The following is a 13,065-nucleotide window of genomic DNA, read 5'->3' on the forward strand; positions in this document are numbered from 1 at the left end:
CCACCCACGTCAATACAGGTAACCGCATGTCCAGCGGAAACGCCGCTGTCAGGCCTTCGCGGGCACGTCGAGGACGACCTCGAACTCGAGCAGCGAGGCACCCGTCGACACCGGCTTGGGACGCTCGCCGTCGCCACCGTTTCCGGCGTGCGCCGCACGGGCCGGACCGTCACGCCACGCGGCGAACGAATCCTCCGAATCCCATTGCGTCACCACGAAATACCGGTTGTCGCCGGCGACGGGGCGCAGCAACTGGAACCCGAGGAAACCGGGGGAGTTCTCCACCGCTCCGGCCCGCGCGGCGAACCGCTTCTCCAGCTCGGGGCCCGCGCCCTCGGGAACTTCGATCGCATTGATCTTCACAACAGCCATGGAGACAGTATCTCTGCCGGCTGGCGCCGGGTGTTCGCGGCCCTGGCGGGCCTCGATCTTCCCTCCCTCCGGGTACTCCTTCGTCGCACCCTCCACTCGGTCCAGATCGAGGCGGGCCGCGAACTCGCCTTCGGCGACGTGACGTAGCTGGGGCAGTATCGGAGGTGTGTTGTATGACGAAGGTGGGTCGGGGGTTCCGATTCTGCTGTTGCACGGGTTGATGGGGAGCGCGCGGACCTGGGCCGATCAGGTGCCGTGGTTGCGGGAGTTCGGGCATGTCTATGCGGTCGACGCCGCCGGGCACGGTCGGCCGACGCCCGCCGAGCTCACGACGGAGGCCTTCGTGGCCGACCTGGCCGAGCGCACCGCCGCGATCACCGAACCGATGGTGATCGTCGGGCATTCGATGGGCGCGATCCACGGGTGGGTCTTCGCGGCGACCTGTCCCGAGCGGGTGCGCGCGATCGTCGTCGAGGACATCGCTCCCGATTTCACCGGCCGCACCGCCGCCCACTGGGCCGAGCTGATCCACTCCTGGCCGCAACCGTTCGCCGACGAGCAGGCGGTGCTCGACTATTTCGGCCCGGTCGCGGGCGCGTACTTCCTGCGCGCGTTCACCGCCGCACCCGACGGGTACCGGCTCCACGGCGAGGTGGACACCTTCCGCGCGATCTCCGAGGAATGGGGCACCCGCGACTTCTGGACCGAATGGAAGTCGCTGCGGGTTCCCACACTGCTCATCGAAGGCGAGCACACCATCACCCCGCCGGGGCAGATGCGGACGATGGCCGAGGTGCACCCCGACGCGGAGTATGTGCGCATCGCCGAGGCAGGGCATCTCGTGCACGACGAACAACCCGAGGCATACCGCGAACATGTCGGCCGGTTCCTGGCGCGCGTCACGAGGTGAGCGGGCCGGCGGTCGCCCCGATCCCTCGGCACGTGCCGAGATCCGACGTCACCCGGTGGGGCTTCCTTCGCCCGCGAGTGCGAACAGCCCATCGTCTGTCTGCTCGATCAGCCCGTCGACCAGCAGCGAATCCAACGCCCGCGCACGCTGACCCGGGTCGCGGGTCCACGCCAGGTCGAGGCGAATCCGCTCGACCGGGCCCGACGCGTCGCGCAGCACATCGAGTAGCCGCCCACGGGCCTGACGGTCGGTGCCCTCGTACTTCTGCACCTTGCGCACCACGTCGGCGGCCGGTTTGCCCGCCGTGACCCACGCGCAGGTCGGCAGCGGGCAGCGGGCGCAGTCGGGGTTGCGGGCCGTACACACCAGCGCGCCCAGTTCCATCAGGGCGGCCGAGAACCTCGCGGCTCGCGGCACCGGAACAGGGAGCAGCGCTTCGGTTTCGGCGAGATCGCGCGAGGACGGGTTGCCGGGCTCCCTGCCGTGGACCGCCCGAGCTACCACGCGTCGAACGTTCGTGTCCACCACGGGAACTCGCTGCCCGTAGGCGAAACAGGCCACCGCGCGAGCGGTATACGCGCCGATGCCGGGCAGGCTCAGCAGCACGTCGACGTCGACGGGCACCACGTCACCGTGTTCGGCCGCCAGTACCCGCGCGCACTCGTGCAGCCGCAACGCCCGCCGCGGATATCCCAGCTTGCCCCACGCCCGCAGCACCTCCGCTTGCGAGGACGCCGCCATCGCCGACGGCACCGGCCAGCGCGCCACCCATTCGCGCCAGATCGGCTCCACCCGCACCACCGGCGTCTGCTGGAGCATGATCTCGCTCATCAGGATGTGCCATGCGGTCGCGTCCGGCTCGCGCCACGGCAGCGCGCGCGCCGTGTCGTCGAACCAGTCGAGCAGGGCCTGCGCGTCGATGCTCACTGTTCCCGTTTCCTCTGAGCCAGTCTCTCTTTGCCGACGCGTAACGTGGCGGACTCGCTGGTAACCAAGGGTCTGTGCACAATGGTCGGTATGCCTGGTTCCAATCCGATAAGCGCCTGGAAGTCGTTGCGCGAAGGCAATGAGCGCTTCGTCAACGACACCCTGCAGCATCCTAGCCAGGGTGCCGCGGACCGAGCCAAACTCGTCAAGGGCCAAAACCCCCACGCGATCCTGTTCGGCTGCGGTGATTCCCGCGTCGCTGCCGAACTGATCTTCGACCAGGGGCTCGGCGACATGTTCGTGGTGCGCACAGCGGGCCACGTCGTGGACAGTTCGGTGCTCGGCTCGATCGAATACGGCGTCGAGGTGCTCAATGTGCCCCTGATCGTCGTCCTCGGGCACGACAGCTGCGGCGCCGTGAAAGCCACCATCGACGCGCTCGACGGCGGCGAGGTGCCCGGTGGGTTCATTCGCAGTGTGGTCGAGCGGGTGACGCCGTCGATCCTGGTGGGACGCCGCGAAGGCCTCAACACGCTCGACGAACTCGAGGCGCGCCACGTGGTGGAGACCAGCAAGCTGCTCATGCAGCGCTCGATGATCATCTCCCAGCGCGTTGCCACTGGTCAGTGCGCTATCGCGAGCGTCACCTACAAGCTCGAAGACGGTCGCGTGCACCTGCGGCGCACCGTCGGCAATATCGGCGAGGTGGTCTGAACCGCCGACTTCTCCCCGGTTCGGCCCCCGACACGCCGAGGTCATCGAGCGCGCCCCTGCGCGCTGCGCTTACCGTTGAGGCGTGCTGGAACCGAATGGACCGCTGTCACCGGAGATCTACTGGCGCCGCCGTGCACTCGCGATCGGCGTCATCGTCGTCGCGCTCGCGATCGTGATCTGGCTCGTCACCATGGTCGCGCGCGGTGGGGACTCGTCCGGTGCGGGCAGTGCGGCAGCGAGTACCACCACGTCGGCGGAGTCGAGCCCGAGCGCGTCCGCGACGAGTTCGACGCCGAGTAGCTCGTCGAGCAGTGCGTCGGCCACGCCGAGCGCGACGACCTCCGCCGCCGACCAGCCGGCGGCACAGCCGTGCTCGGATCAGTCGCTGGCGCTGAAGGTGACGGTCGGCCAGCCGACCTACCGGGTCGGCGACCAGCCCGCCTTCGGCACCGTGATCACCAACATCTCGTCCGCGGCCTGCGCGCGCGATCTCGGCGCGGGCCCACAGTTCCTCGTCTACACCTTGGACGGCCAGCGCAGGCTCTGGGCGAGCAACGACTGCAACCAGGACGACCCGGCGGAGATGAAGACGCTCAAGGCCGGTGAACAACTCTCGTACAAGGGCACCTGGTTCGGCACCACCTCACAGCCGCAGTGCGCGGGCGACCGCCTCCAGGTGCCCGCGGGCGCGTACATGGTCGTGGCCCAGCTCGGTGCCGTTCGCAGTGCCGCGGAGCCGTTCAACCTCGCTTCTTGATGCCGCGCTCCCGTATGTCGGGGCATTGTGCGGGTGCGCCGTAGGTCACATGTTCAAGATGGGTTGATTTGCAGTGTTCGCAGGATCGACCGTGCCGTCAATGGACATTGGCGCAGCAATGGCGAACCGGCGCTGAATCGGGCGGTTGCCGGAGTTATTCCACTGCTATCACTTCGCGGGGTGCGCGGGATTTGCGGAGTTCGGCCAATCGCAGTGCCGATCGCAGATCCCCGACCTCGTGGATACGCATCGTGCCGGTCTTGGTTTTCTCCGAACCGGGCGGAACGAGCGCGGTGGTGAACCCCAGCCGTTCGGCTTCGGCCAGGCGCCTGCCGAGCCCGGTGACCTTGCGAACCTCGCCCGCCAGCCCGACCTCGCCGAGGATCACCCACCCCGCGGGCAGGGCGATATCGGCCTCGGCGGACGCGATGGCCAAGGCGATGGCCAGGTCGGCGGTCGGCTCGAGCAAGCGCATTCCGCCGACGGTGGCCGCGTACACATCATGTTTGCCGAGGAAGACCCGGCCTCGGCTCTGCAGCACCGCGAGCACCATGGCGACGCGGTTGTAGTCCAGCCCGCTCACCGCCCGGCGTGGCTGCGGGATCTCGGTCTTGACGGTCAGCCCCTGCACCTCGGCCACCAGCGGCCGTTTGCCGTCCATCGCGACCGTCACCGCCGTGCCGGAAACGGTGTCGGTGCGATGGTGCAGGAACAACCCGGACGGATCGTCGACGCAGGCGATGCCGTCGTCGTGCAGTTCGAAGCAGCCCACCTCGTCGGCGCTGCCGAACCGGTTCTTGATGCCGCGAACCATCCGCAGCGACGAATTCTTGTCGCCTTCGAACTGCAACACCACGTCCACCAGGTGCTCGAGTGTGCGCGGGCCCGCCACGTTCCCGTCCTTGGTGACGTGCCCGACCAGCAGCACCGCGATCCCGGTCGCCTTGGCCAGCGAGGTCAGCGCCGCGGTGACCGCGCGCACCTGGGTGACACCGCCGATCACCCCGTCCACCTCCGGCGCCAGCATGGTCTGCACGGAGTCGACCACCAGCAGCGACGGCCGCACCTGCTCCACATGGCCCAGCACGATCGACAGATCCGATTCGGCCGCCAGGTACACCCGGTCGTGCACCGCACCCGTGCGATCGGCTCGCAGCCGCACCTGCCCGGCGGACTCCTCGGCGGTCACGTACAGCGCGGTCTCCTCGCGCGCCGCCGCCCACCGGAACGCGACCTCGAGCAACAGCGTCGACTTGCCGACCCCCGGCTCGCCGGACAGCAGCACCACCGACCCGGGCACCACGCCGCCCCCGAGCACCCGATCGAGCTCGCTGACCCCCGTGGACCGCGCCTGCGTGACCTTGGCGTCGATCTGTGACAACGGCGCCGCCGCGGTACTCGGCAGCATCGCCCGCCGCCCCGGGGCCGCGGTGGACGCCGAAACGGCCACCTCGTTCACCGTTCCCCAGGCACCGCAATCAGGGCACTTGCCCACCCACTTGGACACCTCGTGCGTGCACGCGGAGCACCGGAAGACTGCTTTGGTCTTGGCCACACGCGCACCCTACGGACCCGGACCGACACAAAAAGGAAGAGCCGCCGCGAAGTTCGCGACGGCTCTTCCCTACGGCTGGTGTCAGTGACCGCCCGCGCCCTCGGGCGCCGGGCCGGACTTCTCGTTCTCGATGCGCGGGACGGCCGCGGCATCGACCGGGACCGACACCTGCACGGTGCCCGCGTCCTTGAAGTTGAAGGTGACGTTGTAGGTCAGGCCGGGGACGATGTCCTTGGCCAGGCCGGTGATCTCGATCGTGGCCGGGGTCTTCACCGGATCCTTCGATGGGATGTCGACGCCCGCGGCGGCGCTGGTCGGCGCGGCCGAGGTGGTGGTCGGCGCCGCCGAGGTGGCGCCGTGGTGATCGTCGGCCGCGGCGGGCTTGGTCTCGCCCGGTCCCACGACCACGGTCTGCTGGGGCTTCAGCACGAACTTGGGGTCGCCCGCGGGCCCGGTGATCTTGACCTGGCCCAGGTCGGTGCTCACGCTGGTCAGCTCGTCGGTGACGGTCTCGCTGTTGTTGATGATCGACATCGCGATCACCGCCTTGCCGCCCTTGTCGTGCTCGGCGGCGGCCTCGGGGTACACGATGTGCACGTTGCGCAGGGCGATGGCGCCGACGTTGGCGTGGTTGCCGTTGATCGCGGCGGCCTGCGTCGAGGTCTGGGTGTGCTGGCCGGCACTGCAGCCGGTCAGGGCGATGCCCGCGGCAGCGGCGAGCGCGGCAACCGTCACCATGCGACGTCGCGCCGAGTGGGCGGTCACAGCTTTCAGGGCAGTCACGGTTTGTCCTCCATGTCGACCGGGCTCACTCCGTCCACACGGGGATCGGAGGGTAGTAACTAGGCAGCGTAGTAGTTCACTTCGCGCGGGTGACGTTCGGGCTCGCGACGCGCGGGTGCGGAAGTAACAGTTCGGTGTCTCGAGGGGGTTTGCCGGATCGATGCCGGGATCGTGCTGTGCGATAACCTGTCGCTGTGCTGGTGGTTAACCCGTTCTGGCACAACACAATGCACAACAATTCTGGATTGTCAACCCCTGCGATGGCCTCGTTGTGGCCCTGACCTGCACAGTTGATCGCGCCGTTATCGAGTCGCATGTTAAACTGTGAACATCGAAAGGGGCACGGGACACATGATTTTTAAGGTCGGAGACACCGTCGTTTACCCCCACCACGGAGCGGCGCTGATCGAAGCAATCGAGACCCGCACCATCAAGGGTGTGCAGAAAGAGTATCTGGTCCTGAAGGTTGCGCAAGGCGACCTGACCGTTCGGGTTCCCGCAGAGAACGCTGAATACGTCGGCGTCCGTGACGTCGTCGGCCAGGAAGGTCTCGACCGCGTCTTCCAGGTGCTGCGCGCGCCACACACGGAGGAGCCGACCAACTGGTCCCGCCGTTACAAGGCCAACCTCGAGAAACTCGCCTCCGGCGATGTGAACAAGGTGGCCGAAGTGGTGCGTGACCTGTGGCGTCGTGAGCAGGACCGCGGCTTGTCCGCCGGTGAGAAGCGAATGCTTGCCAAGGCTCGTCAGATCCTCGTCGGTGAGCTCGCGCTCGCCGAGGGCACCGACGACGGCAAGGCCGAATCGCTGCTCGACGAGGTCCTCGCCGCGGCTTCCTAGAAACAAACAAACAAGTGCGACCTGTCGTAGCACTGGTCCCTGCCGCCGGTCGTGGCGTGCGCCTGGGTGAACCCACCCCGAAGGCGTTCGTCGCGGTCGGCGGCACACCTATGGTCCGGTTGGCCGTCGACGGTCTGATCGCGTCCGGTGCGGTGCACCGGGTTGTCGTGGTCGTGCCCGCCGAACTGGTCGAGGCCGCATCCGCCCTGCTGTCCACCACCACCTCGCTGACCGGCGGTTCGATGCCCCCTGTGCCGGTGCAGGTGGTGGTCGGCGGCGCCGAGCGCACCGATTCGGTGCGCGCGGGCATCTCCGCCGCGCCCGACGCCGCGTTCTATCTCGTGCACGACGCCGCACGGGCGCTCACCCCACCGGAACTGATCGCGCGGGTGGCCGTCGAGCTCCAGGCAGGCAGCCAGGCCGTGGTTCCCGCGTTGCCCGTCGTGGACACCGTGAAATCGGTCGACGACGCGGGCATCGTCACCGGGACCCCCGATCGCGCCCACCTGCGCGCAATCCAAACCCCCCAGGGCTTCGCCGCCGACCTGCTCCGCCGCGCCTACGCCACCGACGTCGGCGCCACCGACGACGCGGGCCTGGTCGAACGCCTCGGTGTCGCTGTGCACACAGTCCCCGGTGACCCACTGGCATTCAAGATCACCACCCCCCTCGACCTACGCCTGGCCGAGGCGCTGCTCGCCGACGGCGCTCGTTCGCCGGCCGTCGGGCGCCCCGGCGTCGAGCAGGCGGTTGCCCGATGAGAGTCGGTATCGGCAGCGACGTGCACCCCATCGAGCCGGGACGCCCCTGCTGGATGGCCGGGCTGTTGTTCCCGGACGCCGACGGCTGCGCGGGCCACTCCGATGGTGACGTCGCCGCCCACGCGCTCTGCGACGCCCTGCTCTCCGCCGCGGGCCTCGGCGACGTGGGCGCTGTCTTCGGTGTCGGCCGCCCCGAATGGGCCGGTGTCACCGGCGCCGCCATGCTCACCGAGGTCCGCAGGCTGCTGGCCGACGAGGGCTTCGCGGTCGTGAACGCCGCGGTGCAGGTCATCGGTAATCGCCCGAAGATCGGCCCGCGCCGCGCCGAAGCGCAAAAAGTACTCGGCGAACTCCTCGACGCCCCCGTTTCTGTGTCGGGCACCACGACGGACGGTCTCGGTCTGACCGGTCGCGGCGAGGGTATCGCCGCCATCGCCACCTGTCTGATCGCAGCATGTTCGTAGCCCCAACGGGCCACTGAACCTTTCTTTCCGCGTATTGCTTTTTCGCCGATTCGATCAGCCGTTTCGTTCACCACGGCGCCACGAACCGGCCGGTCAACCCCACCACAATCCCACCGACTAGGATCGAATGCCGTGACCTTGCGCCTTTTTGACACCGACACGCGGACCATGCGGGAATTCACCCCGCTGGTCCCCGGCCGTGCCTCGGTGTATCTGTGTGGGGCCACCGTGCAGGGCCAGCCCCATATCGGTCACGTGCGCAGTGGCGTGGCCTTCGACGTGCTGCGTCGATGGCTGCTCGCGCACGACTACGACGTGCAGTTCATCCGCAATGTCACCGATATCGACGACAAGATCCTGAACAAGGCCGCCGAAGCGGGCAGGCCGTGGTGGGAATGGGCCGCGACCCACGAGCGCGCGTTCGACAAGGCCTACGAGACCCTCGGCGTGCTGCCGCCGTCGGCCGAACCGCGCGCCACCGGTCATATCACCCAGATGATCGATCTGATGCAGCGCCTGATCGAGCGCGGCCACGCCTATGCCGCCGACGGCGATGTCTATTTCGATGTGGTGAGTTGGCCGAATTACGGTGAGCTGTCGGGCCACAAACTCGACGATGTGCACCAGGGTGAGACCCCGACCCGCGGCAAACGCGACCCCCGCGACTTCACGCTGTGGAAGGCCGCCAAGCCCGGCGAGCCGAGCTGGCCGTCGCCGTGGGGTCCCGGTCGCCCCGGCTGGCATCTGGAATGCTCCGCGATGGCCGAGTTCTATCTGGGCCCGGAATTCGATATCCACTGCGGTGGAATGGATTTGATTTTCCCGCACCACGAGAACGAGATCGCCCAGTCCAAAGCCGCGGGCGACGGTTTCGCGCGTTACTGGCTGCACAACGGCTGGGTGACGATGGGCGGGGAGAAAATGTCGAAGTCACTCGGCAACGTGCTCTCGGTCCCGAATGTGCTCACCCGGGTGCGCCCGGTAGAATTGCGTTTCTACTTGGGCAGCGCGCATTACCGCTCGATGCTCGAATACTCCGACAAGGCACTCGACGACGCGGTCGCCTCGTATCAGCGCATCGAAGCCTTCGTGCAGCGAGTGCTGGACCGAGCGGGCGAGGTGCCCGTCGGTAAATGGACCGACGGATTCGCCGCCGCGATCGACGACGATCTGGCCGTTCCGAAGGCGCTCGCCGAAATTCACCACGTGGTGCACGAGGGCAATCGCGCGCTGGAAGCGGGTGCGGTGGAGACCGCGGTCGAACTGGCCGGTCAGGTGCGGGCGATGCTGGGAATTCTCGGCGTCGACCCGCTCGACGAACAGTGGTACACCCCCGCCGACAATTCGGCGGCGATCGACGCGCTCGACGTGCTCGTCCGCACGGAGCTGGATCGCCGCGCGACCGCGCGGGCCGACAAGAACTGGGCAGAAGCCGATGCCGCACGGGATCGGCTCATCGCCGCGGGTATCGAGGTAACCGATACCCCGCAGGGGCCGGAATGGTCGCTGGGCGCATCGAGCGGAAAGGCGAACTGATGGCAGGCAATTCACAGCGACGCGGAGCAGTCAGGAAGAGCGGCACCAAGAAGGGTGCCGTCGCCGGTTCCGGCGGGAAGCATCGCCGCGGTCTCGAGGGCAGGGGCGCGACCCCGCCCGCGTCCGAGCGCACCAAGCACCCCGCCGCCAAGCGGGCCAGAGCGGCGGCCAAAGCCAATGCGGCACAGGGTCGTCCGACCGGTAAATCCGGTGTGCCGCGCGCGGGCCGCAAGTCCGACGAGGGTCCCGAGTTGGTGCTCGGCCGCAACCCCGTGCTCGAGTGTCTGCGCGCCGACGTGCCTGCGACCGCTCTGTACGTGGCGGTCGGCACCGAGAACGACGACCGGCTCTCGGAGAGCGTGCAGCGCGCCGCCGATATGGGCATCTCCATCCTCGAGGTGCCCCGCACCGATCTGGATCGGCTCAGCGCCAACGGAATGCACCAGGGCGTGGCCCTGCAGGTGCCGCCGTACCGCTACGCCCACCCCGACGATCTGATGGACCGGGTGAAGGCCACCGCCGAACCCGCCCTGCTGGTCGCGCTCGACAACATCACCGACCCGCGCAATCTCGGCGCCGTCATCCGCTCGGTGTCCGCGTTCGGCGGCCAGGGTGTGGTGATCCCGCAGCGTCGTAGTGCGAGCGTCACCGCCGTGGCATGGCGTACCAGCGCCGGTGCCGCCGCCCGGCTGCCCGTCGCGCGGGCGACCAATCTGACTCGCACGCTGAAGGATTGGGCTTCGAACGGCATCCAGATCGTCGGCCTCGACGCCGACGGCGACACCACCCTCGACGACTTCGACGGCAGTGTCCCGACGGTTGTCGTGGTCGGTTCCGAGGGCAAGGGCCTGTCGCGGCTCGTGCGCGAGAACTGTGACTCGATCCTGAGCATCCCGATGGCGGGCCCGGTCGAGTCGCTCAACGCCTCGGTCGCCGCGGGCGTCGTCCTCGCCGACATCGCCAGGCAGCGCCGTCTGGGCTGAGGTGTTGGAGCGCTGGCGCGCTCGAGTTCGCGGCATCGACGGGACGGTCGCGAACCCGGCCGCTGCGCGTCCGGCGCCTCCCTAGGGGTCGGGGTTCGGGGCTGGGAGTGCGGTCATGGCAGCGGACTTCGGTGCCAGGCCGTGTAGTTCAGGTCAGCGGCCCTCCGGCACAGTAAGATTCGACGGGTGGCGATCCCTAATCAGCCGATCGGCGAAACGGTCGAGCACCCGCAGGCCAACCTGATCCTTGTGCTCGGGCTGCTCAGTCCGTTCTGCTGTGGGATCTTCGGGCCGGTCGCGTGGGTGCTCGGCAAGCGGGCACTCAACGACATCGATGCGTCCTACGGTGCGCTCAGCGGCCGGTCTCAGGTGTTGATCGGCTATATCGCGGGCATCTTCGGCACCATCTGCATGCTGCTGTTCGCGATGCTGTACCTGGCCGGTTCCTGCAACGGGAACTTCTGAGGCTCAGTCCAGGCTCGGGCGCACGCCGGGCGCGTCCCAGGCGGGCCATTCGCCGCTGACGCTGCCGGTCCAGTTCGGCGGGCGACGCTCCTTGAACGCCACCATCGCCTCGCCACCGTCGACACTCTTGGCAACCTGCGCGTTGAGCTCGGATTCGAGCTGCCCGACCACCGCGGGCGTCATGCCGAGGCTCTCCCAGATCAGCCGCTTGGTGAGCGCGACCGGCAGGGGAGCGGTCCCGGTGGCGATATCGTGGGCCACCGCCATCGCGGTCATCAGCACCTCGTCGGCGGGCAGTGCGGCATTGGCCAGTCCGAGTGACTTGGCTTCGTCGCCGTCGAAGGTGCGCCCGGTGAGCATGATGTCGGCGGCATTGGCCAGGCCGGCCAGGCGCGGCACCGTCCAGTGCGCGAACCCGTCGGCGAGCACCCCGCGACGCACCTGGTTCAGCCCGTACACCGCGTCGCGAGCGAAGTAGCGCAGGTCACACTGCAGAGCCAGCGCCAGCCCGATACCGACCGCGTGCCCGTTCACCGCGGCGATCACCGGTTTACGGACCTGCCAGGGGGGCGGATCGAGCGTGGCGCTCACGTCGCCGCCGCGCGCGGCCAGGTCGGCGCCCGCGCAGAAGGCCGGGGGCGTGCCGGTGATCACGACGGCGCGGATCGCGTCCTCGGTATCGCACCGGCGAAGGGCGGCGCTCAGCTCGGCCGCCATCGTCGGGGTGACGGCGTTCTGCTTGGCTGGTCGGTTGAGCGTCAGTAGCGCGACGCCGCCTTCGACATCGACGAGCAATTCCGAACTCATGGGATGGAATCGTACTAGCGACCGGCCAGCAAGTGTCTGCCGATCGCGTACTTGTGCACTTCCGTCGGCCCATCGTAGAGACGGAACGCGCGCATGTCCCGGAACAACATCTCCACCACCGTCTCGTCGCTGATCCCGATCCCGCCGAGAACCTGCACGCAGCGATCGGTGACCTTGAACAGTTCCTCGGACACATACGACTTGGCCATCGACGATTCGTGCCTGGCCTGCTGCCCCTGATCCATCAGCCAGCAGGCGTGCCAGATGGTGAGCCTGCACTGGTGCAGCGCCACCTCGTTGTCGGCGAGCATGAACGACACGCCCTCGTGTTCGCCGATCGGCTTGCCGAACGCGGTGCGGGTACGCGCGTAGTCCAGCGCGATGGACTGGGCGCGAGCGGCCGCGCCGAGCCAGCGCATGCAGTGCGTGAGCCGGGCGGGGGCGAGCCGCAATTGCGCGTACCGCAGGGCTTGTCCGGTGCGCCCGAGCACCGCCGTCGGCGGCAGCGTGAGATTGTCGAACCGGACGACCGCGTGCCCGCCGACGTAGTTGCGGTCCATCGTGTTCATGATGCGCTCGATCACGATGCCCGGCGCGTCACCGTCGGCGAGGAACAGTGTCGGCCCGGCGGGCAGGTGGGGGTTCTCGGCGAGCAGGGCCATGATGATCCAGGTCTTGGCGCCGTCGGCGCCGGTGATCAACCACTTGAGACCGTTGATCACGAAGTTCTCGCCGTCGAATACCGCCTCGGTGCTGAGCTGTCCGGGATCCGAGCCGGCGCCGCCGGGTTCGGTCATCGCGAACACCGAGCGCTGTTCACCGCGGATCACCGGCATCAGATACTGGTCGATCTGCTCCGGATCGGCGATCTTGCCGAGCAGAAACATGTTTCCCTCGTCGGGCGCGGCGCAGTTCATGGCGACCGGCCCGAGCGTGGACCATCCCGCCGCTTCGTACACCAGCGCCTGCTCGACGTGGCTGAGTCCGAGCCCGCCGTATTCCACCGGCGCCTGCACGGTCAGCAGCTTCTCGGCGCGGGCCAGTTCGACGAGTTCGGCCCGCAGGTCGTCGTTCGGGCCGTGCGCGGTGAGGCGGGGATCGCGCTCGAACGGCACGATCTGCTCGACGACGAAGGCGCGAACCCGATCGCGCAGTGCGGCCAGATCATCCGGAACGGTGAAGTCGATCATG

15 protein-coding genes are annotated in these 13,065 nt (G+C 68.3%); 9 read left to right on the forward strand and 6 right to left on the reverse strand.

The genetic code is table 11. From position 1 onward, the window contains the following. Nucleotides 1-48: 48 nt before the first annotated feature. Nucleotides 49-372, reverse strand: coding sequence for an antibiotic biosynthesis monooxygenase family protein (locus ACFVJ5_RS11950; protein WP_378631562.1), 324 nt, complete (start codon nt 370-372; stop codon nt 49-51). 166 nt (nt 373-538) lie between these two features. Between ACFVJ5_RS11950 and ACFVJ5_RS11955 the strand changes: the two genes are divergently transcribed. Next, a complete protein-coding gene (locus ACFVJ5_RS11955; RefSeq protein ID WP_379220002.1) occupies nt 539-1,282 on the forward strand; it encodes an alpha/beta fold hydrolase in 744 nt (247 codons plus the stop codon). Between the two features lie 48 nt (nt 1,283-1,330). Here the strand turns inward: ACFVJ5_RS11955 and ACFVJ5_RS11960 are convergent, their stop codons facing one another. Then, a complete protein-coding gene (locus ACFVJ5_RS11960) occupies nt 1,331-2,209 on the reverse strand; it encodes an A/G-specific adenine glycosylase (protein WP_379220003.1) in 879 nt (292 codons plus the stop codon). Between the two features lie 90 nt (nt 2,210-2,299). Here ACFVJ5_RS11960 and ACFVJ5_RS11965 point away from each other — a divergent pair, with 90 nt between their 5' ends. Next, on the forward strand, nt 2,300-2,923 hold the full coding sequence (locus ACFVJ5_RS11965; RefSeq protein ID WP_379220004.1) for a carbonic anhydrase: 624 nt from the start codon (nt 2,300-2,302) through the stop codon (nt 2,921-2,923). A gap of 82 nt (nt 2,924-3,005) precedes the next feature. Next, nucleotides 3,006-3,680 (forward strand): hypothetical protein, encoded by a 675-nt coding sequence (locus ACFVJ5_RS11970; protein ID WP_379220005.1) that lies wholly within the window; start codon nt 3,006-3,008, stop codon nt 3,678-3,680. Between the two features lie 154 nt (nt 3,681-3,834). On the opposite strand, the gene radA is transcribed toward ACFVJ5_RS11970, so the two are convergent. Both radA and ACFVJ5_RS11980 read right to left on the reverse strand, forming a co-directional pair. Continuing rightward, nucleotides 3,835-5,235: a DNA repair protein RadA gene (gene radA / locus ACFVJ5_RS11975; RefSeq protein WP_379220006.1), complete on the reverse strand. Its 1,401-nt coding sequence runs from the start codon at nt 5,233-5,235 to the stop codon at nt 3,835-3,837. 81 nt (nt 5,236-5,316) lie between these two features. After that, a complete protein-coding gene (locus ACFVJ5_RS11980) occupies nt 5,317-6,018 on the reverse strand; it encodes a hypothetical protein (RefSeq protein ID WP_379220007.1) in 702 nt (233 codons plus the stop codon). Between the two features lie 351 nt (nt 6,019-6,369). On the opposite strand from ACFVJ5_RS11980, the gene carD reads away from it, so the two are divergent. The 6 genes from carD (at nt 6,370) to ACFVJ5_RS12010 (ending at nt 11,067) form a co-directional block, all read left to right on the forward strand. After that, nucleotides 6,370-6,858 carry an RNA polymerase-binding transcription factor CarD gene (gene carD, locus ACFVJ5_RS11985; protein ID WP_019044685.1) on the forward strand — a complete coding sequence of 163 codons (489 nt, stop codon included), beginning with the start codon at nt 6,370-6,372 and terminating at the stop codon, nt 6,856-6,858. A 14-nt stretch (nt 6,859-6,872) separates the two neighbouring features. Then, complete coding sequence (ispD, locus tag ACFVJ5_RS11990; RefSeq protein WP_379220008.1) at nt 6,873-7,619, forward strand: 2-C-methyl-D-erythritol 4-phosphate cytidylyltransferase; 747 nt, start codon at nt 6,873-6,875, stop codon at nt 7,617-7,619. Next, on the forward strand, nt 7,616-8,083 hold the full coding sequence (ispF, locus tag ACFVJ5_RS11995; RefSeq protein WP_358181067.1) for a 2-C-methyl-D-erythritol 2,4-cyclodiphosphate synthase: 468 nt from the start codon (nt 7,616-7,618) through the stop codon (nt 8,081-8,083). Before ispD ends, ispF begins: the two co-directional genes overlap by 4 nt. A 132-nt stretch (nt 8,084-8,215) precedes the next feature. Beyond that, nucleotides 8,216-9,619: a cysteine--tRNA ligase gene (gene cysS, locus ACFVJ5_RS12000; RefSeq protein WP_379220009.1), complete on the forward strand. Its 1,404-nt coding sequence runs from the start codon at nt 8,216-8,218 to the stop codon at nt 9,617-9,619. Next, the gene (gene rlmB / locus ACFVJ5_RS12005) at nt 9,619-10,602 is read left to right on the forward strand and encodes a 23S rRNA (guanosine(2251)-2'-O)-methyltransferase RlmB (protein WP_378631574.1); all 984 of its coding nucleotides are present in this window, start codon (nt 9,619-9,621) and stop codon (nt 10,600-10,602) included. Before cysS ends, rlmB begins: the two co-directional genes overlap by 1 nt. A gap of 186 nt (nt 10,603-10,788) precedes the next feature. Then, nucleotides 10,789-11,067 (forward strand): DUF4190 domain-containing protein, encoded by a 279-nt coding sequence (locus ACFVJ5_RS12010; RefSeq protein ID WP_379220010.1) that lies wholly within the window; start codon nt 10,789-10,791, stop codon nt 11,065-11,067. Nucleotides 11,068-11,070: 3 nt separating this feature from the next. Here ACFVJ5_RS12010 and ACFVJ5_RS12015 read toward each other — a convergent pair whose 3' ends face one another. Beyond that, the gene (locus ACFVJ5_RS12015) at nt 11,071-11,874 is read right to left on the reverse strand and encodes an enoyl-CoA hydratase/isomerase family protein (RefSeq protein WP_378631577.1); all 804 of its coding nucleotides are present in this window, start codon (nt 11,872-11,874) and stop codon (nt 11,071-11,073) included. 14 nt (nt 11,875-11,888) lie between these two features. Then, nucleotides 11,889-13,064: an acyl-CoA dehydrogenase family protein gene (locus ACFVJ5_RS12020; protein WP_379220011.1), complete on the reverse strand. Its 1,176-nt coding sequence runs from the start codon at nt 13,062-13,064 to the stop codon at nt 11,889-11,891. Nucleotide 13,065: the final 1 nt, after the last annotated feature.

This window comes from Nocardia sp. NPDC127606 (assembly GCF_042671725.1).
GTDB lineage: Bacteria > Actinomycetota > Actinomycetes > Mycobacteriales > Mycobacteriaceae > Nocardia.